Raw genomic sequence first — 25450 nt, forward strand, 5'->3', positions numbered from 1 at the left:
GGTCGGACAAGTTCTTAGCTGTCGATGCGCGCAGCCGCGCTCCGCGTGATCGACTTCACCTTCATGGCGAGCTTGTCGGCAAAGATGAGCCCGCTTTTGGAAAGGCTGGGGGCAATCTCGTTCGTCGCCTTGTCGATGGCGTCAGGCAGCTTGGCTGCGAGGTCCATCGCCACCGATTGCAGGTATTTAGACCCCATGCCGATTTGTACGGCCAAGCCCTGCACCTGGGCCTTGCCCATTTCGCCAGGACGCAGTTCGCCGCCGATATTGAACGCGAACTCCTTCGACAGGCCAGGGTAGATCCGGGTACACATCATGTCGTAGAACGGTGTGAGGCGAACCCCCTCGCCAGCACGTTCATAGACCGAGAGGTTCTTGGCGTGGCTGTCGTTGTTGCCCACGTAAAGATTGAAAAATATCCACTGCGCGAAGGCCTGCAGGTCCAGGGCTGCACGCGCGCTGTACCGGCGGATGAGCTGCGCACACTGGGCCACGCCGGGGCCACCCTCCTTTTCGTATTTCCGGTCAGAGCCTGTGCCGGAGATCTGGCACAGGTCGTACTGGATGAGTCGCCCCAGCGTGCCGTCAGCGCGGGTGAAGCGGTCGAAGCGCTCGACAACGCAGGCATGGGTCAGCGGCTCGTAAAAAACCTTGGCGGTGTTGAGCCCGCAGTGGGCTGCCGTGCGCATGATGATCGCTTCGTTGGCGGCGGATTCCCGCACCTTGGCCAGGCGCCGAATGTCTGGTTTGAGGATGTGTGTAGACGGAGCTGACCCCTGGGGCAAAAGCGGTGTCTTGCCGTCAAAGATCGCAATCGAAGCCTTATCTTGCGCACCGGCCAGAGAAATCCGGGTGTCTTCCCCTTGGATCTGTATCGCGGCTGCGGACTTGTTCTTGACGATTTTTGCCAGCGCCTCCCACGCACTGGGCACGTACACAGGCGGCTCGGGTTGCTGACCTTGGGGCAGCATGACAAAGGCACCCGCCGTATCGCCAGCCACCTCCAACAACAGGGAAAACAAGGTAGAGGCTTTGCGCTGCTCGGACAGATAGATGCGCAGTTCACCCTCTGGCAGCAGGTTCTCAAAAAACGCCTGCACATACGCAGACGCGACCATGCCGGCCTGCAACGCGATCACGGACAGAGGGAATGCATCCCTCCGGTCCAACCAAGTCTGCGCGTATTCAAATGCCAGGGGAGAAACGTCATGGACCGTGCCCATGCGCTCCGTGCCGTAGAAAACATCCAGTGCAGCCGCTCTTTGCTTCACAGCGGCCTCGACGCTTTCTGTCGCACCGTCAGCTCCAGGCCCAGCAAGTCCAGCACGTCGAGCACCTTCTGCAACTGCACGGTGGGCTTGCCCTTCTCGATGTCCACGATCAAACGGTTGCCCGTTCCGCCGATACCCGCCAAGTCCATCTGGCGCAGACCCAAGGCCTGGCGCTGCGCACGCACGACGGCCCCCACATCGTCCGTCGAACGAAGCGTCACAGGCAGAGAAATATTACCGCTCGGGAATGTTAACGGCGATTCCGGCATGGCCACGCTCCAAAGTTACCGATGGGTAATTTTATCCTGCCCAAGACATGGATGCCATTGAAAATTACCGATGGGTAATTTTTAAGGCCACAGAGCGCCACCCGCAAATGAAAACCCTGGCCGGCGTGGGCTGTGGTGCGCCACCCGCTACAGCCAGGGCGCCGAGCCGCACGGGTCCTTGCTTGAAAATAAAAGGCAATAGCCTGATCGACCGCTAGCGTAGGTAAATCCTGCGCTGGTCGCTATCTTTTCAGAAGCGCGGCATAGGCACCCAGCTGCATAGCAGCACCCGTTTCAGCGTTGTGGACGCGTCCATCCCTGCGACCTCAGCCCCATTGCATATGGAAGGTGGCCTCGTCCTCTTGCACGACCTTGAACCCCATGCGGTCATAAAGGCGTTTGGCCGGATTGATCTTGATCACTTTCAGGACGAGGGGCTTGTGGACGGCTGTGGCGCGAACCACTTCTTGCGCAAGCACAGAGGAACCCACCCCGCGCCCCTGGAATTCTGGTTTCAGAAAGAGGGTGCGTACCCAATGGTTTTGCGTGCTCTCTTCGACATACAGCGCCCCCGTGTTTTGCCCACCATCGCAAATCAGTTGGAAATTCTGTACCGCTAGATTGGCCCAAAAACCACTACGCTGAAACTCCTCATTCCATCCCCAAGCCCACTCCACGTAATCGCGCATAGAGGTTTTGAAGGCTTCAAAGATGAAGTTTCTATCGGGCTCGGATGCGCGGCGGAGTGAGAAGGCGGTCATAACTTCGAGGCAAGTGCCCCCTTTAACTTTGTTACCTTGCAAAGGGTTCGATTGCAACGCACTGATCGGAGTCAGTTGAACTATTAGTTCACCAGCGCATGCCGGCCATGGATGACATGCCTTGGGCATACGCCAGCAGAGCGGACATGAGTAACGCTAGCGGAAATGAGATGAGTAGACTGGTAACGCAAGCTCGCACAAAAAATGATTGACCGCGTGTATGTGCGACAGCTGCGACAGGTGCCGCAAGCAGCGACCACACAATCGGAAACATTACCTGTACCCTAGGCAATTTATAGACGTCACAAAAGTTAGTGACAAAAATTGTGAATGTCACCAGCGTAAGAAGATGCAAAGTGGTTAACTTAAACGTGAAACTCTTTGCCTTGAGGAGCCAATATCCGATGTAAAGCGGATAAGTGACACCACCTATGAAATCAAATGCATATGCTCGCTTGTGCCCGTCTTGAGCGTAGGAAGCTATAGCCTCGAAAACCAGTACGGGGATCACAGTAACCAGCAAGAGTACGAATGCGTGAGCTGCTATCGCTAGCGCAATATGGGGGGCAGTTTTAGAAGCGGATTGCAACTTTGGCATAACTCATCTTGAATAGCCACGGTTTTCGTGGAGGTTGTTTTGTTAGCCGCGCTAAAGTGAAACAGGGCTTTTGGTCTTCTCGGCAAGTTGACGTTGAGCCCAGCATCCCTAACGCTCCAGCACAGTTACCAGGCGGGAGGAGCCAAACATGGCGACCGGCGAAATGGCAGGCTCTTCGAGCGGAACGTGTGCGCCATAGCGTTCCTTCATTTTCTGCTGGACCGCTGGGTCTTTCAGGTTGAACTCCTTGATCTTCTGGAGTGCACCCAACTCAACCCCAAGAGCACGCTGATAGATCTTCCAAACAAGCTCAGAACAGTAGATTCGATCATCCGACCACTCAAAGGTGAGATCGTAGGGCTTGCCCTCAAAGCCCCGTGCTGCCTGGCGTAGCCGCTCGACGCCAGCAGGATTAAGTATGACTGAAGCATCCTTCAATCGCTTGGCCACAACGTGACCTCCGATGCCACGAGCAACCCATACGTCCAAAGGTGTGTACTGCACCTCGCTGGCGGCCTCGTAAACGAATGGCTTGCCTTTGCGGATGAAAACGATGCCCATATGGCTGTAGCGGGAACCGGTTGCGTTCTGAACAGCAATGCTTTGCGACGAGCGAGAGGTTTGAAACACGACATCACCGTCGTGAAGCGGCGAGATTTCTGCGCTAGCACTGTGAGCGAAAAAGGCCAACGCCAAGATGACGGTGAATCTCATGATGACGCCCGCCCCAAGATCAAGCGACACAAATGTGTCCTCCCGACATCGACGCTCCTATGTGTGTCATATGCCCGGTTGGCTTGGGTTTCCGGGGTTTCCAACATGCGGTCAAAGGATATAAGAGTTCCAGCAAAAGTGGCAGGTCAAAGTGATGGGCCACTATAGCCGGGGGGATCTACCCGGCCCTGGGGTCAGAGCCGAAATGCGGGTGGACGACGTGAATTCTGATGTGCAAAGAGAGCGCAATTCGGATCTGACCCCATGGCCTGGCGCAGCTTGTTGGCTGGCAAATGGTTGTACGCCAAATAGGACGCCAGCGCAGGTAATACCAGCGCTAGAAGCTCCTATTTATATAGCAGAAAGCTACCTGAAGTCGCAGCCCGTGCAGGGCGCGATGCCCGGCGTAGCCGGGCTGGCTGTTTGGCTGTCCGCTCCCATGCCGTGTGGCGTCGGCGAGTAGCGCAGGGCTGGGCGGATCAGGGCCCGCGATTGTTTGAGGCCGTAGGCCGAGTTCGAGCGGGACCCCGACCAGACCGAGCAACGCAGCGTACCCGGAGCGCAGCGCAGGGGCGACGACTTCGGCTCGCCTTTTCTTGCTGACTTCTTTTGGCGAAGCAAAAGAAGTTAGTCGCCTGCCGGGGCGACTACCCGGCCGGGGATGCGCCTGGTGTCGTCAGCGCCCAAAGAACCTACAAGCCGAATCGACCGCTCGCGCAGCAATTACCTGCGCAACCAGCTATCAATTTGAGAGTGGGTGTTTATCCGGCCCTGGGGTCAGAGCCGAAATGCGGGTGGGCATCTTGGACGCCAATACGCAGACAGAGCGCAATTCGGATCTGACCCCATGGCCTCCCTGCGCGGGGAGCCCTTTCAGCGGGCTTGCAAACCAAATCGGCCGCTGGTACAGATAGAACCTGCGCCAGCAGCTACGATTTCAATAGCATCCGCTCAGATATATGCGTTCAGCAGGTTTTCGATGTACTCCTGGCGGCCGGAGACCGGGCGGGGGTCGGCGCCGCTGGCCAGGACCTGGTCGGCCAGGGTGTCCAGGCTGACCTTGCCGGCCAGGATATTCTGTGCCTCAGCACCTTGCCAGCCGGCGTAGCGGGCGGCGACGTGCTTTTCCAGGCGGCCGTCGTTGATCATCTTTTCTGCTATCAGCAAAGAGCGGGCACTGACGTCCATGGCTCCTACGTGGCCGTAGAACATGTCTTCGGGGTCGATGGACTGGCGGCGGACCTTGCTGTCGAAGTTGACGCCGCCGGTGGTAAAGCCGCCGCCCTGCAAGATCAAATACATGGCCAGCGCGGTGTCGGGGATGCTGTTGGGGAACTGGTCGGTGTCCCACTGGCATTGCATGTCGCCTCGGTTCATGTCGATGCTGCCGAAGATGCCTAGGTCGATGGCGGTGGCGATTTCATGCTCGAAGCTGTGGCCGGCCAGGGTGGCGTGGTTGGCTTCGATGTTGACCTTGATTTCCTTCTCCAGGCCGTAGCGGCACAGGAAGCCGTAGACGGTGGCGACGTCGTAGTCGTACTGGTGCTTGGTGGGTTCGCGGGGCTTGGGTTCGATGAGGATGGTGCCCTTGAAGCCGATCTTGTGCTTGTACTCGACCACCATGTTCATGAAGCGGCCCATCTGGTCCAGCTCCTGGCCCATGCGGGTGTTGAGCAGGGTCTCGTAGCCTTCGCGGCCGCCCCACAGCACATAGTTTTCACCGCCGAGTTTCAAGGTGGCGTCCATGGCGGCGCGCACCTGCAGGGCGGCCATGCCGAAGATGGCCGGGTCGGGGTTGGTGGAGGCACCGGCCATGAAGCGGCGGTGGCTGAACATGTTGGCCGTGCCCCACAGCAGCTTCATGCCGGTGTCTTGCTGCTTGGCGCCCAGCACGTCGACCATGGCGTGCAAGTTGTTCAGACTCTCGCGCGGGGTGGCGCCTTCTGGGGCGACGTCGCGGTCATGGAAGCAGTAGTAAGGGGCGCCGAGCCGGGCGAAGAATTCGAAGGCCGCGTCGGCCTTGGCGCGGGCGGCTTCCATGGGGTCGGCAATGCGCATCCAGGGGCGCTCGAAGGTGCCGTCGTGGCTGAACGGGTCAAAGCCATTCCAGCAGAAGCTGTGCCAGTAGCAGGCGGCGAACCGCAGGTGGTCTTCCATGCGCTTTCCCAGCACCAGCCTGTCGCGGTCGTACCACTTGAAGGCCAGCGGGTTCGAGGACGCGGGGCCTTCGAACGCGATAGGGGCAATGTCTGAGAAATAGGAAGCCATGGAAGTCCTTTAAGAAAGTTAAGGGGGTGAAAGAGCCTGCCCCGCGCGCGCGCGCCGGGCTTCGGAATTGGGGTGCATGGGCCGCAGGTATTCATGCAGCGTCAGCGCGGCTGCACCCACGGCAGCGGCCATGGGGCCGTAGCGGGCCACGCGGATGCTGGGTGGCGTCATGCCGGCGCTCTCAGAGTAGGCGGCCACGGTTTTTTGCGCGGCCTGCAGGAATTCAGGGTGGCGGTCGCACGACTTGCCGCCCACCACAATGGCGCGCGGGTTGAAGGTGGTCCACAGGTTTTGCAGCAGCACGCCCAGGTAGTGGCCGGAGCGGCTCAGGTCCATGGGGTGGCTGCGCAGCGCGCGCAGGCCGATGAAGGCCTCGGCGCAGCCCTTGCGGCCGCAGGAGCACAGCGGGCCGTCGATCTGCATGATGGTGTGGCCGATTTCGCCGGCCATGCCCTGGGCGCCGGTGAACAGCCGGTCGTTGGACACAATGCCCGCGCCCACGCCCACGTCGCAGCTGACGAAGATCAGCGGGTCTTCGCCCTCGCCCTGCGCAAATTCATATTCGCCCAGCGCGCCGGCGTCCGCATCGTTCTGCAGCTGCACGGGCACAGGCGGCAGGCCGGCTTTGGCCATGGCGCGGGTCAGCAGGTCCAGCAGGTCCAGCTGGCGCCAGCCCAGGTTGGGGGCGAACAACACCAGGCCGGTGTCGTGGTCGATGGCGCCCGGCGTGCACACGCCCACGCCCACCAGCTGCAGGTCCAGCGCCCGCAGGCCTTCATAGGCGGTGGCCACCATGCGCGCGGTTTGCTGCGCGGCCTGCACGGGGCTATTGCTGGCCAGCGGCTGCTGGGCAGAGTGCAGCACCTCGCCCTGCAGCGTGACGCAGGCCACGCGCACCACCTCGACCGCGATCTCCACGCCGATCAGCGCACGCACGCCTTCGTGGATGCGCAGCGGGGTGGACGGGCGGCCTATGCCGTCGTTCACCGGCTCGGCGGCCTCGGTCAGCCAGCCGTCGTCGAGCAGCTCACGCACCAGCAGGCTGACCGTGGACTTGGTCAGGCCGCTCTCGGCCGCCAGGCGGGCCCGCGACAGGCCGGGCTGGGCGCGCAGCAGGCGCAGCAGCACACTGCGGTTGATGCGCTTGACGAGTTGTTGGTCGCCGGTGGTTTTCATAAGGGTTGCCGTGTGAACAAAAGAAGACCTGAGTCTAATTCTGCGCACGCTCCGCCTGCGCCTTACCCTCGGGCCGCTTGCCGGTGATGATCATGCCCAGCACCTCGTCCTCGGTCACGTCCGCAGTGTTGTAGGTGCCGACCAGCTTGCCGTTCTTCATCACCGCCAGCCGGTCGCTGAGACTGAACACATCCGGCATGTCGTGGGTGATCAGGAAGATGCCCACGCCTTCGCTTTTGAGCTGCTGCACCAGGCGGCCGACCATGGCGGTTTCCTCCGGGCCCAGGGCCGCGCAGGGCTCGTCCATGATGAGGATGCGGGCGTTGAAGTACAGCGCGCGTGAAATCGCCACCACCTGGCGCTGGCCACCGGACAGGCGGCGCACAGGCACGCGGATGTTGGTGAAGTTCTTGTTCAACCGGGCGAAGACTTTGCGGGCGTTGACCTCCATGAAGTGGTCGTCCAGCGTGTTCCAGGCGGTCATCTTTTCGCGGCCGAGGAACAGGTTGGCGACGGAGTCCAGGTTGTCGGCCAGCGCCAGGGTCTGGTAGATGGTTTCGATGCCCTGGGCCTGGGCTTCGGCCGGGGTACGGATGTGCACCTTGTGGCCGGCAATCACGGTGTCGCCGCTGTCTATGGGGTAGGCGCCGGCCAGCATCTTCATCAGCGTGGACTTGCCCGCGCCGTTGTGGCCCAGCAGGGCGACGACCTCGCCGGGGTAGAGGTTGACGCTGACGCCATCGACAGCGACCACGCCGCCAAAGGCTTTGCGGATGTCGCGCAGTTGGACCAAGGGTTGGGAGTGGTCGGTCATTTAACGATCTCCCGTGAACTTGCGATAGAGAACATCAAACACCACGGCGACGATCAGCACCTGGCCGATGATCACCATGCGCTTTCCGATGGACACGTCCAGCAGCAGCATGCCGCTGTCGAGCGACTGCATGATCAGCGCGCCCAGGACAGAGCCGAAGATGGAGCCGCTGCCTCCGGCCAGCGCCGTGCCGCCGATGACGGCCGCGGCAATCACATACAGCTCCATGCCGGTGCCCAGCGAGTTGGTGCCGGCGTTCAGCCGCGCTATGGAAACAATAGCTGCCACCGTAATCAATACGGCCAGCAGCGCAAATAATTGCAAGGTGACGCGCTTCACCGGAATGCCCACCAGCGCCGCCGCGTCGGGGTTGCCGCCCATGGCGTAGACATAGCGGCCAAAGCGGGTGCGGTGCACGATGAAGGACAGCGCGCCGGCCACCACGGCCCAGATCAGCACCGGTATCGGTATGCCCTGCGGCTCGGTCTTGGAGGAGATGAGGTAGTGGTTCATGGTGTTGGCAAAGGCCAGCAGCAGCAGGATGGGCACGCCGGTCAGCAGGGCCTCCATCCACAGCGGGTCGTTGGCCACGCCGTGGCGCTGGCGGGATCGGCGCTTTTGCACGGCGCGCAGCAACAGCGCCAGGCAGACCAGGCCGGTCACCCACCAGGTGGCCGTGGTGCCAATGCCGCCGTCGTAGCCACCGCCCAGGCGCAGAAAAAATTCGTCGGTGACCGGCTGGGTCTTGCCATCGGCCACCAAAAATGCCGCGCCGCGAAACGACATCAAGCCGCCCAGCGTGACCACGAATGAGGGAACGCCCAGCACCGCCGTCAGCCAGCCCTGGTAGATCGAAGCGGCCAAGGCTACCGCCAGCCCGGCCAGGCAGGCCGTGGGCCAGGACCAGTTGGCGCTGTACTGCAGATAGGCAATGAGTACACCCACAAAGCCCATCACCGAGCCCACCGATAAGTCGATATGCCGGGCCACGATGACCAGCACCATGACGGTGGAGACGATGCCCACCACCGCCGTCTGCTGGGCGATGTTGTACAGGTTCTCGGGCGAGAAGAAGATGCCTTCGGTTAGCAGGCCAAACACCGTGGCCAGCACGGCCAGCACCAGGCTCATCAGCACGAGCCGCCAGTCGATGTTGGCCTGGCGCCAAGAACTTTGCCAGGGGTTGGGGGAATCGCTCATATCAGGGTTCCGGAAGAAGAAAGGACTCCAGGCTGGCGCCCGCCCTGGCCTGCAGGGCGGAGCGCTTCAGCACCGGGGAGTTATTTGCAGGCCGCTGGTGCGGTTGCCGCAGCAACGCCCTTGCACAGCTCATCCTTCTTGATCCAGCCAGCCTTGACCACCACGTCCAGGTTGTCGCGGGTGACGGCTACGGGCTTGAGGAAGTGCGAGTCCAGCGCGATCTTCTTTTCGCCGCCGTTCCAGCTCACCGTACCGTCCACTTTCTTGCCATTACCCAGTGCCACAGCGGCGCTGGCGGCTTCGCGGCCCAGGTCACGTGCGTCCTTCCAGACCGAGACGGTTTGCGAGCCCAGGGCCACGCGGTTCAAAGCGGCAAAGTCGCCGTCCTGGCCGGAGACGGGGATGCCCTTGATGCCCTTGCTGGTCAGCGCGGCGACCACGCCACCGGCGGTGCCGTCGTTGGAGGCGACCACGGCATCCACCTTGCCACCGTTCTTGGTGAGGATTTGCTCCATGTTCTTTTGCGCGACTTCGGGCTTCCAGCCGTCGGTGTATTCCTCGCCGACGATCTTGATGGCGCCGGACTTCACGGCGGCGTCGATCACCTCTTGCTGGCCTTCGCGCAGGAAGTTGGCGTTCGGGTCGGTGGGCGAGCCCTTGATCATCACGTAGTTGCCCTTGGGCTGGGCCTTGAACACGGCGGCAGCCTGCAGGCGGCCGACTTCCTTGTTGTCGAAGGTGATGTAGTACACACCGGGCGCTTCGATCAGGCGGTCATAGGCGACGACTGGCACTTTTTGCTTGGTGGCCTTGTTGACGGCGGGCAGGATGGCGTCCTTGTCCATGGCCAGCACGATCAGCACTTTCGCGCCCTTGCTCATCAGGCTGTCGATGTCGCCCAGCTGCTTTTCGGGCGAGCCACCGGCATCGGCGCTGATGTACTTGGCGCCGAGCTTTTCCAGCTGGGTCTTGATGGCGGCCTCGTCTGTCTTCCAGCGTTCTTCCTGGAAGTTGGACCAGCTGACGCCCACGGTCATTTGCGCCAAGGCGGCGCTGCTGGCCAGGCCCAAAGCCAGGATGGACAGGGTCTGTTTGAAAGCGATCTTCATGTTTTGTCTCCGTTTTTGTGGAACAACGAGGCGGCTGCAGGCGGACGGCCCAACGCACCTTGGCAGCGGCGGGAATTCCGCAAAACCACTTAGTTCGACTGCCGCACGAACTATCTTTCATTTCCAGAAAATAAGGACTAGGACTTGCCCTAATACGGGGATTCACGGAGTTGGCCCCATTGGCATGGACGACAAAAAACCTTCCAGCGCATATTCCCTGTGCACTATTAGCTATCAAAAACAGAGCATCCAGGGTTGCGGCTACGATGGCGCATTCAGCCCACCCCACCCGAAAGACACCATGGCCGCTTACCAACTTTATTGTTTCGCCCAGTCGGGCAATGCCTACAAGGTGGCGCTGGCGCTGCAGCTCTGCGGCGCCGAATGGACGCCGCGCTTTGTGGATTTCTTCAACGGCGAAACCCGCACGCCGGCCTACCGCGATATCAACGTGATGGGCGAGGTGCCGGTACTGGAGCACAACGGCCTGCGCCTCAGCCAGTCGGGCGTGATCCTGGACTATCTGGCCGCACAGTTCCCGCAGCTGGCGCCGGCCAACGAGGACGAGCGCCGCGAAGTGCTGCGCTGGATCTTGTTTGATAACCACAAGCTGACCAGCAACATCGCCACGCTGCGCTTCCAGCTGCAGTTCGCCAAGACGGGCGAAACGCCAGTCACCGCCTTTTTGCGCGGCCGCATGGTGGCCGCACTGAAGATACTGAACCAGCACCTGGACGGCCGCCAATACGTGGTGGGCCAGCGGCTGACAACGGCTGACTTGTCGCTATGCGGCTACCTGTTCTGGCCGGCTGAATTTGGCGTGGACTGGGCCGATTACCCGGCTATTGGCGCCTGGCTGCAGCGCATCCAAGGCCAGCCTGGCTGGCTCGCGCCCTACCAGCTGATGCCCGGCCACCCACGGCCGCAAGACGTGGCTTAACCTGGCTTAACGTACCGGGCGCGGGCGGGCCAGGTCCGCCAACAGCGGCGGCAGCGACAAGGCCAAGAGCAGCAGGGCCAGCGGTACCACCCAAATGAAACCCACGTATTTGAAGCCGGTGGCGCCCACCAGCCCGCCCGTGACGAAGGCGCCTAACAAGGTGCCGTACAGACGCATCTTGACGAGGTTGGCCCGCACGCGCGATTCCACCGGGCTGCCCTGGCGGTTCATGTAGAGCATCTTGCCCAGCTCAATGCCCAGGTCGGTCACCACGCCGGTCATGTGGGTGGTACGTATCTGCGATAAGGAGATCTTGCTGATCAGCGCGTTCTGCAGGCCCATGGTGTAGGCCAGCACCAGCACGGTCAGCGGCACGGCAAACGGGGTCTGGCGGTTCAGCGTGGCGCCGATCAGGCCGAACACCAGCATCAGCAGCGCCTCGCACAACAAGGGCAAGGCGTAGGCGCTACGCAAATGGTGCTGGCGCGCCCAGTTGACCAGCACTGCCGTGGTGGCCGCGCCGCAGGTGAAGGCCAGCAAGGTGCCCAGCGCGCCTAACACCAAGGTGAACTGGCCCAGCACCAGGTTGTCGGCCACCATGGACGCAAAACCGCTCATGTGCGAGGTGTACATGCCCACCACCAGAAAGCCCCCGGCGTTGATGGCCCCCGCGTTGAAGGCCAGCAAGCCGCCCAGCAGCCGGTTGGTAGCCGGGGTGCGGTGATGGCTAGAAAGATGGCGCAAGCGGCGCATAGGGATTTATAAGAAATACTGCTACAGCGCAGATACTATCTGCGCCAGCAGCTATTTAAACAATAGCAAACCTAGTCTTTGAAGAAGTTCACCGGTAGGCCCGGCACATCCACGCGCAAAGACAGCACGTGGCCGGATGCGGGCAGCGCCGCCAGCTCTGCATCCGAACGGCCATGGCGACCGCTGGTGAGGTACAGGGTTTGCAGATCGTCGCCACCGAAGCAGGGCATGGTGGGGCAACGCACGGGCAGTGGGTAGGCCTTCAGCAGCTCGCCGTCCGGCGAAAACTTGCACAGGCGCTGGCCTTCAAACTGGGCCGAGTAGTAGTTGCCCTGTACGTCCACCGCCGCGCCGTCGGGGCGGCCGCCGTAGCCGGGCATGCCGGCCTGCCAGCCGGCGGGCTTGGGCGCCATCTGCAGGAATTCGCGGTAGTTCGACAGCACATTCGAGGCTGCGTCCCAGTCCCAGGCGTGGACGATGTGGTGCGGCGTGTCCGACCAGTACAGGGTCTTGGCGTCGGGCGACCAGGCCAGGCCGTTGCCGGTGATGGCGTTGCCCGCCTTGCTGCTCAGCCTGCCGGCCTCCAGGCAGTACAGCTCGGCCTTGCGCGCATCGCGTGGCTCGTAGATGGTGCTGGCCCAGAAGCGGCCCAGCGGGTCGCACTTGCCGTCGTTGAAGCGGGTGGTGGCCGGGTCATACGGTGCGGCAGCCAATAGCTGCAGATCGCCACCCCAGACCGGCGCGCGGTAAATACCCTCGCGCAGCGCCACCACCAGGCCACCGCTGGCAGCAGGGGCAATGCAGCCGGGCTCGGAAGGCATGGCCCAGCGCTCGACCACGCCGCTGGCCACGTCCAGGCGCTGCAGCAGCTTGCCGGGTACATCGACCCAGTACAGGCGTTTTTCCTGCGGATGCCAAAAGGGGGACTCACCCAAGAGGTTGGGTTCGGTGGTGACGGTTTGCCAGGTCATGGTGGGAGGTAGAAGTTTGCAGTGCCCGTATTGTGAACGGGCAAAAAAATAGCCCACCGGCATTGCTGCGGGCGGGCCGAATCTTTGGAAAAAGATCCTGCGGCTTTGCTGCAGCCTCGGTGGGCTGCAGCGCCGGGTGGCTTACCGGTGGTAAGCCGTTTCGCCGTGGGAGCTGATGTCCAGACCTTCGCGCTCTTCTTCTTCGGAGACGCGCAGACCAATGGTCAGATCCACAATCTTGTAGGCAACCAGAGACACGACACCGGACCAGACGATGGTCAGCAGCACAGCCTTGGCCTGGATCCACACTTGGGCAGCCACGGAGTAGGCGTCAGCGGGCGTCATGCCAGCGGAAACCCAGTCAGCCACGGTGGACGGGCCACCCAGGCTGGGGCTGTTGAACACGCCGGTCAGCAGCGCACCCAGGATACCGCCTACACCGTGCACGCCGAACACGTCCAGCGAGTCGTCAGCGCCCAGAATCTTCTTCAGGCCAGTCACACCCCACAGGCAAGCGAAGCCTGCCACGAAGCCGATCACCAGGCCGCCGCCAATACCGACGTTACCGCAAGCAGGCGTAATCGCCACCAGGCCAGCCACCGCGCCGGATGCAGCACCCAGCATGGAAGCCTTGCCCTTCATCAGCGCTTCACCGACACACCATGCCAGCACAGCCGCAGCGGTAGCACCCAGGGTGTTGATGAATGCCAGAGCAGCGAAGCCGTTGGCTTCCAGAGCGGAGCCAGCGTTAAAACCGAACCAGCCCACCCACAGCAGCGAGGCACCGACCATGGTCAGCGTCAGGCTGTGAGGTGCCATCGATTCCTTGCCGTAGCCAACGCGCTTGCCAATCATGTAGGCACCGACCAAGCCAGCCACAGCGGCGTTGATGTGCACCACGGTGCCGCCGGCGAAGTCCAGCGCGCCCCATTGCCAGATCAGACCGGCCTTGGCGTTCATAGCGTCAACCACTTCTTTGGAAGCGTAGGCGTCAGGGCCCATCCAGAACCACACCATGTGGGCGATAGGAGCGTAGCTGAAGGTGAACCAGATGGCTGTGAACAGCAGCACTGCAGAGAACTTGATACGTTCTGCGAAAGCACCCACGATCAGGCAGCAAGTGATACCTGCAAAGGTAGCCTGGAAGAAGGCAAACACGATTTCATACATTGGCACACCCTTGCTGAAGGTGGCGCCAGTGGCAAACGTGCCCGCAGCGTTGTCCCATATGCCCTTCATGAAGAGCCGGTCAAAGCCACCGATGTAGGCATTGCCTTCGGTGAACGCCAGGCTGTAGCCGTAGATAAACCACAGCACCACGATCAGCGAGAACGTGACCAAAACCTGCATCAGCACGGACAGCATGTTCTTGCTACGCACCAGGCCGCCGTAGAACAGAGCCAAACCGGGCACGGTCATCATGATGACCAGCAGCGTGGAAACCATCATCCAGGCGGTGTCGCCCTTGTTTGGAACCGGAGCGGGTGCGGCCGAAGCGGCATCCGCAGGTGCCGAGGCAGCAGGCGCTGCGGCGGCCGCTGCAGCAGGTGCAGGGGCGGCGGCATCAGCCGGCTTGGCTTCTTCCGATGCGGCAGGTGCCGCCATGCTTGCAGCCGGCTCGGCAGCCGGAGCCTGGGCTTGGGCGAAAGATGCGCCCCATAGCAGCCCCATACCCAGGGCAAAAGATGCGAGAAGTTTTTTCATGGTTGTTTGGCTTTCGTTAATGACGCACGCCGCGCTTACAGCGCTTCTTTGCCGGTCTCGCCGGTACGGATGCGAACAACCTGCTCCAGGTTGTAGACAAAAATCTTGCCGTCGCCGATCTTGCCGGTACGGGCTGCGCCCTCTACGGCCTCGATCACGCGGTCCACCAACTCGTCGGCGATGGCTGCTTCAATCTTGACCTTGGGCAAGAAATCAACAACGTACTCAGCGCCACGGTACAGCTCGGTATGGCCCTTCTGGCGGCCAAAACCCTTGACTTCCGTCACGGTGATACCCTGCACACCAATGCCGGACAAGGCTTCGCGCACCTCGTCGAGCTTGAACGGTTTGATAATGGCGGTGACAAGTTTCATGGCTGGTCCTTCGATGGGCTGTAGAGAGGGTGGGCGTCAAGGCGGCCGGCCTCGGGCGCTGGCAGTTTCATTGTCTTCTCCAAAATAATGAGGGGAATCGGCTACCACTAAGCATGTAGCGTGCCAAATTGGTGTCAATTTGTTAACCTACCCTTTATCCATGCATGCCGATGCACAGCTTTGGATTGGTATTTATCGCACACAAATGGTGCATTGCAAAGAAATGTGAACTTCGGTCGTCATCCGCGCACCGATACAGGGAGTAAAACGACGATGAGCTTGTGTTTGGTGCAGAGCCGTGCCTTGCTGGGCCTGGAAGCGCCCGCCGTCACCGTTGAGGTGCATCTAACCAACGGCCTGCCCAGCTTTACCTTGGTCGGGCTGGCGGACGTGGAGGTCAAGGAGGCACGCGAACGCGTGCGCTCGGCCATCCAGAATTCCGGCCTGGAGTTTCCGCACAACAAGCGCATCACCGTGAACCTGGCGCCGGCCGACCTGCCCAAGGACTCGGGCCGCTTCGATCTGCCGATTGCGCTGGGTATCCTGGCCGCCAGCGGCCAGATTGCGGCAGAACGCCTGACCGGCCACGAGTTTGCCGGGGAGTTGTCGCTGTCTGGTGCATTGCGCCCGGTGCGCGGTGCGCTGGCCACCAGCCTGGCGCTGCACGCACAAGAAGTGCACACCCGTCTGGTATTGCCACCGGGCAGCGCCGAAGAGGCCGCCCTGGTGCCTGGTGCGCAGGTGTACTGCGCCCAACACCTATTGGATGTGGTGCAGCAGTTTTTGCCGCAAGGCGAAGGCGACGCACCGGCCGAAGGCTGGCGCCAACTGCAGCAGACCGCCCGGCCCACCACGGCCGGCTATGCCGACCTGGCCGATGTCAAAGGCCAGGCCGGGGCCAAACGGGCGCTGGAGATTGCGGCCGCAGGCGGGCATAGCCTATTGTTGATCGGGCCGCCCGGCTCGGGCAAATCCATGCTGGCCCAGCGTTTCGCCGGACTACTGCCCCCTATGACAGTGGAAGAGGCGCTGCAAAGTGCTGCCGTGGCCAGCCTGGGTGGGCGCTTCTCCCTGGAGCGCTGGGCAACCCGCCCCACTTGCAGCCCCCACCACACGGCCAGCGCTGTGGCTTTGGTGGGCGGAGGATCGCCGCCGCGGCCCGGCGAAATCTCGCTGGCCCACCATGGCGTACTCTTTTTAGATGAACTGCCGGAATTTCCGAGGGCCGCACTGGAGGCCCTGCGCGAGCCGCTGGAAACCGGCCACATCACCATCTCGCGCGCTGCTCGGCGGGCCGAATTCCCAGCCCGCTTCCAGCTGATTGCCGCCATGAACCCCTGCCCCTGCGGCTACCTGGGTTCGCGCCAGCAGGCCTGCCGCTGCTCGCCAGACCAAGTTTTGCGTTACCAAGGCAAGCTCAGCGGCCCCTTGATGGACCGTATCGATCTGCATATCGAAGTGCCGGCGCTGCCGGCCCAGGACCTGCTCAACGCGCCACCAGGCGAATCCACGGCCACGATTCGCCAACGCAGCAGCGCCGCCCGGCAACAGGCCATGGAGCGCCAGGGCAAGTCCAACCAGGCATTGCAAGGACAGGAGATGGACCAACATGTGGCACTGGACAGCGCCGCCGGCAAATTCCTGAACACCACGGCAGCCCGTCTGGGCTGGTCGGCTCGCAGCATCCACCGCACACTGAAAGTGGCTCGCACTATTGCCGACCTGGCGGGCTCCAGCACGACCGATGTCAGCCATATTGCCGAAGCCGTGCAGTACCGCCGGGCGCTTCGAGCATCCAGCTAAATTACTATACTTTTGATAGCTGCCAGCGTAGTTAATTCCTGCGCTAGCAGCATTTTTCACCCTCAATTCGCACTCAACTCGCCCGTGGCGCGCTGCTGGGCAGAAGCAACTCGAAATCCGTCCCCTCACCCTCCGCACTGCGCACGCTGATGCTGCCACCCAGCAAGCTAACTACCGCGTTATAGGAAATATGCAGACCCAAGCCGGTACCGCCTCGACCCATCTTGGTGGTCACAAAGGGGTCGAAAATGCGGTCCAGCAAATCGGCTGGAATGCCACGGCCGTCGTCGGCCACGCGTAGCAGCAGCCAGCCCTCGTCCTGGGCCTCGCCGGTGATACGCACCGTGCCTTGGTTACGGCCTTCGAAGCCATGCAGCACCGCGTTATTCACCAGATTGGTCACCACCTGGCCCAAGGCACCGGGGTAGCTGTCCATCCACAGCCCGGGCGGTATCTCCACCACCACCTTGTAAGGGGTGCGGGCAAACGAAGGGCGCAGGCTGCTGACGATTTCGGCCACTACCTCGGCCAGCGCAAAACGCCGGCGCTGGGCGCTGGTCTGGTCCACTGCCACCTGCTTGAAGTTGCTCACCAGCTCTGCCGCGCGGTAGAGGTTGCGGGTGGATATATCGGTGGCCTGCTCGACACTGGACAGCAGAGCCTCCAGGGCGGTACGCCGCAGCCCGTCCTGCATGGACTGCCTGAATTTGCGCACTTCATCGCCCAGCGCGGTCACCGCCATCAGGCCGTTACCCAGCGGGGTGTTCAGCTCGTGCGCCACGCCGGCCACCAGGCCACCCAGAGCCGCCATCTTTTCGGCCCGCACCAGCTCGGTCTGGGTTTGACGCAGCTCGGCAATGGCAGTGGAGAGATCGTCGTTGGCACCGGCCAGGGCCTCGGTACGGCGCGCCACGCGCTCCTCCAGCTCGGCGTTGAGCTCGCGCAAGGCGTTATCGATGCGGTGCATCTCGGTAATATCCACGCCCGCCCAGACCATCATCTGCAATGCACCGATATGTACCTTGTCACGCGATAACTGGATCAGCACGGGCTCGCCGTCACCGCGCAGCATCCAGGCCTCGGCGGTGGCATGCCCTGCCTGGAACGCGGCAAACATGGCCGCGCGGTCGTCCAGCGAGCGCCACATATTCAGCTCCGTCCCTGTGCGGCCCAATGCATCTTCACGGCGGCGCCGGAACACCCGGCACCAGGCCAGATTCACGTCCAGCAGGGCGAACGGAGATTCCGTGCTGGTCACCGACATGGCCACCGGCGAGGTGTTGAAGATGGCCTGAGATTTCTGCTGGCGCTCCTGCAGCGTGGCCGCCATTTTTTCCAGGTCGCCCGAGAGGCGGTTGAACTCGGCGATCGTCCCCTGCGGCCAAGGGCCGACCTGCTCGCCGGCAGATATTTGGCCGGCGCGCACCACAATCCCCCGCAGCGGGCGTATCAAGCGGGACGCCCAGAACGGAGCCAACAGGAAGCCCACCACCAGAGCCCCCAGAAATACCGTGAAAACCACTACCACTAGGCCGCGGATCTCTCGGTTCTCCAGGCCAGAGGGCATGCCGCCCAAGAAATACCAGTCCAGGTCCATGGAGTGGGATATGGCCGGGTGAAACTCCCGGTCCATGAAGCTAAACAGATCGGGCAAAGCCTGGCCCTGTTGAAAGGTAGATATCAGCGGGAGGTTCAACACATTCACGCGGCCCACCAGCGCCCCCCCTTCGGTATCGGCCAGCACCTCGCCACGCCGGTCCACCAGCCAGATGAGGGAGTCACGCTGGCCCGCCGCCAGCTGGAAGGTGCGCAGCAAATAGGACAGTGGCACCTCGGCCACAAGCACACGCTGGGCGTCCACCGGATAGGCCAGCCCTACCGTCACCACGCCGGACAGCAGAGACAAGTATTTGTCCCCCCAGACCAGCTGCTGGCGGGTCTGGGCCGCGCGAAACAGCGGGTTGGCCGACAGATCGGTGCCCAGCCAGTCCTCGCGCTGGGCACGCAGGGTCTCAGGCACACCGGCAGCCAGTACACGGCCAGCTCCCGACACCAGGTAAATAGCCCCCATCACATGCGCGTTACCCACGGCTTCATCGAGCAGCGCATTCGCCTGCGACGCAGGCGCCAGCCGCACCGCCTGGCTGAGCACCTGCACACGCGACTCCACCGAGCCCAGCAGAATCTCCATCAGGGCGGCCATCTCTCCGATGTCCCGAGCCACCTTTTCCTTGTTGGCCTGCTCGATCTGCGGAATACGCATCCACAAAATGGCACTGCCCACAATCACCAGGGTCACCAGCATAGTGGCCACCAGCAGACCCGCCAGATAGCTGCGCAGCCGCCAAACCATCATGGCAAGGGCACGAACTGACCCGCCTGGATCTGGGTGAAGATCATCTTGCGCGTGGCATCGCCAAAGCGGTCGAACTGGATGCTCTGCTGCAGCCCTTCGTAGGGACCGTATTTCAGCAAGGCATCCTTGACCGACTCATGCCAGGAGCGCCGATCCAAAGCCTGCAGCAAAACCGTACCCGCATCAAACGAAGCTACGGCGCTAAAGCTGGGTGGCCGTGCAAATCGCGTCTGGTACGCATCACGAAAGCGGCGGTAACGCTCGGAAGTGTCAGCGCGGTCAAACACCTGGGACGTCACCATGCCCTCTACCGCCCGTCCGCCCAGCTCCACCAGATAGTCGCCAGAAGCCCATTCCGAGGCTGTCTTGGGCAAGCCGGGGGCCAGCTTTTCGGCCTGCTGGGCCAGCTGCGCCACGTCCAGCGTTGCGGCGATGAACAGCAAACCGTCTGGCTGTGCCGCAAGCATCTGGCGCACGCTGTCGCCCACGCCCTGCCCCTCCGCGCCAAAAGGCACTTCGGCCGCCACCTGGCCGCCCGCAACGGCATAGGCAGACCGGAACTCGTGGACCCAGGAGCTGGACAGGCTTTTGTTGCGCACGTCGTACAACACGGACACGCGGCGCTGGCCGCGCTGAAACAGCTTGGCCGCATACGCGCTGGCGTTTTCGCGTGCATTGCGGTTCATGCGAAAGAAGTAGTCATCTTTGCCCACAAAATCCATGGACGTCACCGTGGGGCTGAGCAGCACCAGCTGGGCCGCATCGGCCAGCGGCACCACCAAGGCGGCGGTGGCACTGGTAATCGAGCCCACCGCCACCACCACCTTGGACTGCACCAGCGCCTGCATGGCCGACTGTGCCTGTTGCGGCGTCTGGCCGCTGTCACGCACCACCAGCTCAATCGGGTGGCCGCCCAGGCCGCCGGCCTGGTTGCGCTGCTCTATGGCCAGCATCAGGCCATTGCGACCGTCCTCTTCGACATCTGGACTGCGGTTGGACAAGCTGGCAATAAAGCCTATGCGCACCGGCTGGCCAGGGCCACAGCCTGCCAACAGCCCTGCCAGCAGCAGCCAGGGCCAGAATTTCACGGCTTTATACCCAGGCGCTGTGCCAGCCAAGGCAGCAGGTCTTCGATGACCATGGCTTTGGCGTACAAATAGCCCTGGGCCTCGTCGCAGCCCAGGCTGCGCAAGATGCTGGCCTGGACCTCGGTTTCCACCCCTTCGGCCAGCACCTGCATGCCCAGCTGGTGGCCCAGCGGCACGATCATCTCGGCAATGCGCGCGCCCAGCCGGCCCGAGTCCAGCGAGCTGACAAAGGCGCGGTCAATCTTCAGCCGGTCTGCGGGCAACTGGTCCAGGTAGGACAGCGAAGAAAAGCCGGTACCGAAGTCGTCAATCGCCACCGCAATGCCGCGCTCCTTGATGGCGCGCAGCACGCTGGCGACGCGCTCCATGCCCATCACCGCCACAGACTCGGTGATCTCCAGCTCCAGGCAGTCGGGCGGCATGCCGGTGTCGGCCAGTGCCTCGTCCACCGTGGCCAGAAACTGGGGCTGCGCGAACTGCACCGACGACACGTTCACCGCCATGCGTATGCCCTGTATGCCAGCTGCGCGCAGCTGGCCGTGGGCGTGCAGCGCCGTGCGCAGGACCCAGGCGCCGATGGCCACGATCAGACCGGACTGCTCGGCCACAGGGATGAAGCGGTCGGGCGGCACGAACTGGCCGTCTTCGGTGCGCCAGCGCAGCAGCGCCTCAAAACCTATGGGCAGCCCGGTGCGCAAAGACATTTGCGGCTGGTAAACGACGAACAAGCGTTCGTGGTCAAAGGCACGCTGCAAACCATGCAGCAAGCGGGTGCGTTCGCGTGTGGCAATGCCGATCTCGGCCGAGTAGTACGCGCTGCGGCCCTGGCCCAACTCCTTGGCACGCTTGAGCGCAATCGACGCATTCTTCAGCAGTTCCAGGCCGCTGCCACCGGCCGCATCGCAGTGCACCAGACCGATGCAGATGGACACCGGGCGCTGAATGTCCTCGATCTCAAAGGGCTGCTCGAACACCGCGCGCAACACCTCGGGCTGGACCCGGGTTTCAGCGCCAAACAAGGCAAAGGTATCGCCACCCACCCGCGCCAAAAACGCGTCGCCCCCATGCAGGCCGCGCAGCCGGCGGGTGATGGCGGCCAGCAACAGGTCGCCGTACACGTGGCCAAACATATCGTTGGTCTCGGCAAACTGGTCCACATCCATCAGACCCAGAGCACAGCCCTGCGCCGAGCCGTCGGCAATAGCCCGGTCCATATGCTCGATCAGGGCGGTGCGGTTGGGCAAGCCCAGCATGCGGTCCACAAAGGCATAGTCACGCAGGCGGGCTACCAGCTCCACATTCGACGCGCACAGGGCGATGTTCGTGCAAAACACCTGCATCAAATGCATGTCCACTGCGCGCAAAGGCTGGGCCGAATACACAAACGCAGCGAAATCGCCCGACTCCCGCCCTTCGAAAAACAAGGTGATGCTGCGCTCGGTGACCAGGTTGCGGCGCTCCGCCAGACATTGCGTCAGGCTGGCAACGATATGTGGGTCGTCGATCTCGCTGATACGGCGGCGCATCAAATAGGCCAGATGCCCGGCCGCCGCAATCACGACATACTGCGCAGAGCCCTCACCGACGCCGGTAGAGGCACACACCAGGCCTTCCGCCTCGATGCCGATCAGCCCGGCAATTTGCGTGATTACGCCCTGGGCAAATGTCTGCACGCCGGCATCGGCAATGAATTGGTTGCTGGCCGCCACGATCTGCTCCAGCCCCTTGCGGCTGGCATCCAGGCGGCACAGCTGGTCATAGGAGCGGATAGCGGTGGTCAGCGCGGTATAGAGCTTGGTGCGGGTCAGCTCGCTCTTGGTCTTGTAGTCATTGATGTCGTAGCGGCGTATGGTCTCGATCTCGGGTGCCTGGCCTGGCTGTCCGGTGCGCAGGATGATGCGCAGATTAGCCAGGCCCAACCCGTCACGGATGGCGCCTACCGTGGCCAGGCCAGCGTCTTCGGTTTCCATCACCACGTCCAGCAGCACCACAGCAACGCCGGTTTCGTCACGCAACATCTGCAGGGCCTGGGCCGCCGAATAGGCGTGCAGCAACTGCAGACCACGGCCCTCGACCTCCAGGCCACGCAAGCCGTAAGACGTGCTTTCGTGCACATCGGGGTCGTCGTCCACCACCACAATGCGCCAGGCCTCCGGCATGGTCGCACCCGCAGAGGTCTCGGCGGCCGAGGGGGCGTCTATGAACTCAAGCAGGTCATCGTCATCCATGGGCAGTCCGGCAGAAGGCGTGGCGCTAAGTGGGGGGATTAACTCAGTTTCTTACAAACTGTAGCAAAGTACAAGTTTGTAAGCTGAGCGCTTAAGACCCATCTTCCACGTAAATCCACGCGCCCGCATGCGGACGAGCCCCAGGTTTTACAGATTCGGTGCCAAAAGGCGTTGCAAATCCTTCTCGGCCACGCCCCGGCGCTGGGCCAGGTCTTTCAGCTGGTCTTCGCCAATCTTGCCAACGTTGAAGTACACGCTGTCTGGGTGACCCAGGTAGAAGCCGCTGACACTGGCGGCCGGCATCATCGCCAGGCTTTCGGTCAGCTCCATGCCGATGTCATGGCACTGCAGCAGGTCGAACATCTCGCGCTTGGCGCTGTGGTCAGGGCAGGCAGGGTAGCCGGGCGCAGGGCGGATGCCGGTGTATTTTTCGCCAATCATCTCTTCGACGGTCAGCGCCTCCTGCGGCGAGGTGCCCCACAGGTCGGTGCGCACGCGCTGGTGCAGGCATTCCGCAAAGGCCTCGGCCAGGCGGTCGGCGATGGCTTTGAACATGATGCTGGAGTAGTCGTCCAGCTCGGCCATGAACTGGGCTTCCTTCTTCTCGGCGCCCAGGCCGGCGGTGACGGCAAACATGCCCGCGTAGTCCGCCACGCCACTGGCCTTGGGTGCCACGAAGTCGGCCAGGCAGCGGCTGGGGCGCATGACACCGTCCACCGCCTGCTTTTCGGCCTGCTGGCGCAGGCCATACCAGGTCATGGCGACTTCCGCGCGCGACTCGTCGGTGTAGAAAACGATATCGTCGTCATTCACCGTGTTCGCCGGGTACAGGGCAATCACACCGTTGGCGGTGAGCCAGCGGCCTTCGACCACGCGCTTGAGCATGGCCTGCGCATCCTTGTGGACACGGGTGGCTTCTATGCCGACCACTTCGTCGGTCAGGATGGCGGGGTACGGGCCGGCCAGGTCCCAGGTCTGGAAGAACGGGCCCCAGTCGATGTACTTGGCCAGCTCGGTCAGGTCGAAATTCTTGAAGACACGGCGGCCGATGAACTTGGGCACCTTGGGCGTATAGCCGGTCCAGTTGATCGGCGTCTTGTTGGCCCGGCATTTGGCCAGCGGCCACAGCGGGGTCTGCTTCTTGTTGGCGTGCTGCAGGCGCACCTTGTCGTAGTCGGCATTCAGTTCTGCTATGAAATCTGCAGCACCATCCCCAAGTAAGCTCTGCGCCACACCCACACTGCGCGATGCATCTGGCACGTAGACCACCGGGCCGTCGTAGTGGTGGGCGATCTTCACGGCGGTGTGCACGCGGCTGGTGGTGGCGCCGCCGATCATCAGCGGGATCTTCTTGACGCGGAAGTGGTCGTCCTTTTGCATCTCGCCAGCCACGTACTGCATTTCTTCCAGGCTGGGGGTGATGAGGCCGCTCAGGCCGACAATGTCGGCGCCCTCGACCTTGGCGCGCGCCAGGATCTCGTGGCAGGGCACCATCACGCCCATGTTCACCACCTCGAAGTTATTGCACTGCAAAACTACCGTGACGATGTTCTTGCCAATGTCGTGCACATCGCCCTTGACGGTGGCGATGATGATCTTGCCCTTGGTGCGCACATCGCGGCCAGCGGCTTCGTCCAGGCGTTTTTCTTCTTCGATGTAAGGAATCAAATGCGCCACTGCGGACTTCATCACCCGTGCCGACTTCACCACCTGCGGCAAGAACATCTTGCCCTGGCCAAACAGGTCGCCCACGATGTTCATGCCCGCCATCAGCGGGCCTTCGATCACATGCAGCGGACGGCCACCCTTGGCCAGCACGGCCTGGTAGGCCTCTTCGGTATCGGGCACGATGAATTCGGTGATGCCGTGCACCATGGCGTGGCTCAACCGGTCTTCCACCGACACGGGGTGGTCCGCCGTGCCGCGCCAGTCCAGGCGCTTGCTCTCGTCTTTGGCGCCGCTCTTGGCGGTTTCGGCAATTTCGACCAAGCGCTCGCCCGCGTCGGGCCGGCGGTTCAGCACCACGTCTTCCACGCGCTCGCGCAGCACCGGCTCCAGGTCGTCGTACACACCGACCATGCCGGCGTTAACGATGCCCATGTCCATACCCGCCTGGATGGCGTGGTACAGAAACACGGTGTGGATGGCCTCGCGCACCGGGTCGTTGCCACGGAAGCTGAAAGACACGTTCGAGACACCGCCCGATACCTTGGCGCCCGGCAGGTTCTGCTTGATCCAGCGCGTGGCTTCGATGAAATCCACCGCGTAGTTGTTGTGCTCCTCGATACCGGTGGCCACGGCAAAGATGTTCGGGTCGAAGATGATGTCTTCTGGCGGATAGCCCACCTCGTCCACCAGAATGCGGTAGGCGCGTTCGCAGATCTCAACCTTGCGCTCATAGGTATCGGCCTGGCCTTTTTCGTCAAAGGCCATCACCACGGCGGCCGCACCGTAGCGGCGCAGTAGCTTGGCGTGGTGCTTGAACTGCTCCACGCCTTCTTTCATGCTGATCGAGTTGACGATGCCCTTGCCCTGGATGCAGCGCAGGCCGGCTTCGATGACTTCCCACTTCGACGAGTCAATCATGATCGGCACGCGGGCGATGTCGGGCTCGCTGGCGATCAGGTTCAAAAAGCGCACCATGGCCGCCTTGCTGTCCAGCATGGCTTCGTCCATGTTGATGTCGATCACCTGGGCGCCGTTTTCCACCTGCTGGCGGGCCACCGACAAGGCCTGGTCGAATTCGCCATTCAAAATCATGCGGGCGAAGGCCTTGGAGCCGGTGACATTGGTGCGCTCGCCGATGTTGACGAACAGCGTGCCGGGGCCAATGAGCACAGGCTCCAGGCCGGACAACAGCATGGGGGGGACGGAATTTGCGACGGGTTCGGACATTCAACTCACCTGTGGAGGGGGCATGGTTCAGGTGAGCGTCGTTGCGGTCTCGTACAAGAGCTTTCCAAGCCTGACGGGGACCAGCCCCGCTGCAACGCTCCTTGGAAGCGCCGATTTTAAAGGCTATGCGCGAACCCGCCGCCCTACCCTGGGTCCCG

General features: G+C 62.4%; 20 protein-coding genes and 1 riboswitch. Of the genes, 2 read left to right on the forward strand and 18 right to left on the reverse strand.

Translation table 11 applies throughout. The annotated features are described in order from the left end of the window. Window positions 1-14: 14 nt before the first annotated feature. The 10 genes from AC4BBN_RS08975 to xylF form a co-directional block, all read right to left on the reverse strand. Entirely contained in the window at window positions 15-1271 is a 1257-nt protein-coding gene (locus AC4BBN_RS08975) for a type II toxin-antitoxin system HipA family toxin (protein ID WP_490591641.1), read from the reverse strand. Then, entirely contained in the window at window positions 1268-1492 is a 225-nt protein-coding gene (locus tag AC4BBN_RS08980) for a type II toxin-antitoxin system Y4mF family antitoxin (RefSeq protein ID WP_490591642.1), read from the reverse strand. The genes AC4BBN_RS08975 and AC4BBN_RS08980 overlap by 4 nt, the downstream gene beginning before the upstream one ends. 374 nt (window positions 1493-1866) lie before the next feature. Further along, window positions 1867-2301: a GNAT family N-acetyltransferase gene (locus AC4BBN_RS08985; protein ID WP_490591643.1), complete on the reverse strand. Its 435-nt coding sequence runs from the start codon at window positions 2299-2301 to the stop codon at window positions 1867-1869. Between the two features lie 88 nt (window positions 2302-2389). Beyond that, the gene (locus AC4BBN_RS08990; protein ID WP_490591644.1) at window positions 2390-2899 is read right to left on the reverse strand and encodes a hypothetical protein; all 510 of its coding nucleotides are present in this window, start codon (window positions 2897-2899) and stop codon (window positions 2390-2392) included. A gap of 108 nt (window positions 2900-3007) precedes the next feature. Next, complete coding sequence (locus tag AC4BBN_RS08995; protein WP_490591645.1) at window positions 3008-3643, reverse strand: YiiX family permuted papain-like enzyme; 636 nt, start codon at window positions 3641-3643, stop codon at window positions 3008-3010. A gap of 921 nt (window positions 3644-4564) precedes the next feature. Continuing rightward, window positions 4565-5881, reverse strand: coding sequence for a xylose isomerase (gene xylA / locus AC4BBN_RS09000; RefSeq protein WP_490591646.1), 1317 nt, complete (start codon window positions 5879-5881; stop codon window positions 4565-4567). An 18-nt stretch (window positions 5882-5899) separates the two neighbouring features. Next, the gene (locus AC4BBN_RS09005) at window positions 5900-7057 is read right to left on the reverse strand and encodes an ROK family transcriptional regulator (protein WP_490591647.1); all 1158 of its coding nucleotides are present in this window, start codon (window positions 7055-7057) and stop codon (window positions 5900-5902) included. A gap of 34 nt (window positions 7058-7091) precedes the next feature. Continuing rightward, window positions 7092-7871 carry an ATP-binding cassette domain-containing protein gene (locus AC4BBN_RS09010; protein WP_490591648.1) on the reverse strand — a complete coding sequence of 260 codons (780 nt, stop codon included), beginning with the start codon at window positions 7869-7871 and terminating at the stop codon, window positions 7092-7094. After that, window positions 7872-9071 (reverse strand): sugar ABC transporter permease, encoded by a 1200-nt coding sequence (locus AC4BBN_RS09015; RefSeq protein WP_490591649.1) that lies wholly within the window; start codon window positions 9069-9071, stop codon window positions 7872-7874. 80 nt (window positions 9072-9151) lie between these two features. Further along, on the reverse strand, window positions 9152-10174 hold the full coding sequence (xylF, locus tag AC4BBN_RS09020; protein WP_490592844.1) for a D-xylose ABC transporter substrate-binding protein: 1023 nt from the start codon (window positions 10172-10174) through the stop codon (window positions 9152-9154). A 307-nt stretch (window positions 10175-10481) separates the two neighbouring features. Here xylF and AC4BBN_RS09025 point away from each other — a divergent pair, with 307 nt between their 5' ends. Beyond that, window positions 10482-11120: a glutathione S-transferase family protein gene (locus AC4BBN_RS09025; RefSeq protein ID WP_490591650.1), complete on the forward strand. Its 639-nt coding sequence runs from the start codon at window positions 10482-10484 to the stop codon at window positions 11118-11120. A gap of 6 nt (window positions 11121-11126) precedes the next feature. Here the strand turns inward: AC4BBN_RS09025 and AC4BBN_RS09030 are convergent, their stop codons facing one another. From AC4BBN_RS09030 to glnK, 4 genes are all read right to left on the reverse strand, one after another. Then, a complete protein-coding gene (locus AC4BBN_RS09030; RefSeq protein ID WP_490591651.1) occupies window positions 11127-11873 on the reverse strand; it encodes a YoaK family protein in 747 nt (248 codons plus the stop codon). A gap of 71 nt (window positions 11874-11944) precedes the next feature. Next, a complete protein-coding gene (locus AC4BBN_RS09035) occupies window positions 11945-12844 on the reverse strand; it encodes an SMP-30/gluconolactonase/LRE family protein (RefSeq protein ID WP_490591652.1) in 900 nt (299 codons plus the stop codon). 141 nt (window positions 12845-12985) lie between these two features. Further along, complete coding sequence (locus AC4BBN_RS09040) at window positions 12986-14548, reverse strand: ammonium transporter (RefSeq protein ID WP_490591653.1); 1563 nt, start codon at window positions 14546-14548, stop codon at window positions 12986-12988. A gap of 35 nt (window positions 14549-14583) precedes the next feature. Then, the gene (glnK, locus tag AC4BBN_RS09045) at window positions 14584-14922 is read right to left on the reverse strand and encodes a P-II family nitrogen regulator (RefSeq protein WP_490591654.1); all 339 of its coding nucleotides are present in this window, start codon (window positions 14920-14922) and stop codon (window positions 14584-14586) included. A gap of 273 nt (window positions 14923-15195) precedes the next feature. Between glnK and AC4BBN_RS09050 the strand changes: the two genes are divergently transcribed. Continuing rightward, window positions 15196-16725 carry a YifB family Mg chelatase-like AAA ATPase gene (locus tag AC4BBN_RS09050; protein ID WP_490591655.1) on the forward strand — a complete coding sequence of 510 codons (1530 nt, stop codon included), beginning with the start codon at window positions 15196-15198 and terminating at the stop codon, window positions 16723-16725. Window positions 16726-16798: 73 nt separating this feature from the next. On the opposite strand, the gene AC4BBN_RS09055 is transcribed toward AC4BBN_RS09050, so the two are convergent. From AC4BBN_RS09055 to metH, 4 genes are all read right to left on the reverse strand, one after another. Next, complete coding sequence (locus AC4BBN_RS09055; protein ID WP_490591656.1) at window positions 16799-19081, reverse strand: sensor histidine kinase; 2283 nt, start codon at window positions 19079-19081, stop codon at window positions 16799-16801. Next, window positions 19078-20169: an ABC transporter substrate-binding protein gene (locus AC4BBN_RS09060; RefSeq protein WP_490591657.1), complete on the reverse strand. Its 1092-nt coding sequence runs from the start codon at window positions 20167-20169 to the stop codon at window positions 19078-19080. Before AC4BBN_RS09060 ends, AC4BBN_RS09055 begins: the two co-directional genes overlap by 4 nt. Further along, window positions 20166-22397: a putative bifunctional diguanylate cyclase/phosphodiesterase gene (locus AC4BBN_RS09065; protein WP_490591658.1), complete on the reverse strand. Its 2232-nt coding sequence runs from the start codon at window positions 22395-22397 to the stop codon at window positions 20166-20168. Before AC4BBN_RS09065 ends, AC4BBN_RS09060 begins: the two co-directional genes overlap by 4 nt. Window positions 22398-22544: 147 nt before the next feature. Continuing rightward, on the reverse strand, window positions 22545-25292 hold the full coding sequence (gene metH, locus AC4BBN_RS09070) for a methionine synthase (RefSeq protein WP_490591659.1): 2748 nt from the start codon (window positions 25290-25292) through the stop codon (window positions 22545-22547). 26 nt (window positions 25293-25318) lie between these two features. Further along, window positions 25319-25401, reverse strand: a riboswitch (S-adenosyl-L-homocysteine riboswitch). Window positions 25402-25450: the final 49 nt, after the last annotated feature.

This window comes from Rhodoferax sp. SPJ21, assembly GCF_058216335.1.

Excerpts from the sequence above, each read along its gene's own strand:
- AC4BBN_RS08985 (WP_490591643.1), bottom strand. The coding sequence starts at position 2,301 with ATGACCGCCTTCTCACTCCGCCGCGCATCCGAGCCCGATAGAAACTTC.
- AC4BBN_RS08990 (WP_490591644.1), bottom strand. The coding sequence starts at position 2,899 with ATGCCAAAGTTGCAATCCGCTTCTAAAACTGCCCCCCATATTGCGCTA.
- xylA (WP_490591646.1), bottom strand. The coding sequence starts at position 5,881 with ATGGCTTCCTATTTCTCAGACATTGCCCCTATCGCGTTCGAAGGCCCC.
- AC4BBN_RS09005 (WP_490591647.1), bottom strand. The coding sequence starts at position 7,057 with ATGAAAACCACCGGCGACCAACAACTCGTCAAGCGCATCAACCGCAGT.
- AC4BBN_RS09010 (WP_490591648.1), bottom strand. The coding sequence starts at position 7,871 with ATGACCGACCACTCCCAACCCTTGGTCCAACTGCGCGACATCCGCAAA.
- AC4BBN_RS09015 (WP_490591649.1), bottom strand. The coding sequence starts at position 9,071 with ATGAGCGATTCCCCCAACCCCTGGCAAAGTTCTTGGCGCCAGGCCAAC.
- AC4BBN_RS09025 (WP_490591650.1), top strand. The coding sequence starts at position 10,482 with ATGGCCGCTTACCAACTTTATTGTTTCGCCCAGTCGGGCAATGCCTAC.
- AC4BBN_RS09030 (WP_490591651.1), bottom strand. The coding sequence starts at position 11,873 with ATGCGCCGCTTGCGCCATCTTTCTAGCCATCACCGCACCCCGGCTACC.
- AC4BBN_RS09035 (WP_490591652.1), bottom strand. The coding sequence starts at position 12,844 with ATGACCTGGCAAACCGTCACCACCGAACCCAACCTCTTGGGTGAGTCC.
- AC4BBN_RS09040 (WP_490591653.1), bottom strand. The coding sequence starts at position 14,548 with ATGAAAAAACTTCTCGCATCTTTTGCCCTGGGTATGGGGCTGCTATGG.
- glnK (WP_490591654.1), bottom strand. The coding sequence starts at position 14,922 with ATGAAACTTGTCACCGCCATTATCAAACCGTTCAAGCTCGACGAGGTG.
- AC4BBN_RS09050 (WP_490591655.1), top strand. The coding sequence starts at position 15,196 with ATGAGCTTGTGTTTGGTGCAGAGCCGTGCCTTGCTGGGCCTGGAAGCG.
- AC4BBN_RS09055 (WP_490591656.1), bottom strand. The coding sequence starts at position 19,081 with ATGATGGTTTGGCGGCTGCGCAGCTATCTGGCGGGTCTGCTGGTGGCC.
- AC4BBN_RS09065 (WP_490591658.1), bottom strand. The coding sequence starts at position 22,397 with ATGGATGACGATGACCTGCTTGAGTTCATAGACGCCCCCTCGGCCGCC.
- metH (WP_490591659.1), bottom strand. The coding sequence starts at position 25,292 with ATGTCCGAACCCGTCGCAAATTCCGTCCCCCCCATGCTGTTGTCCGGC.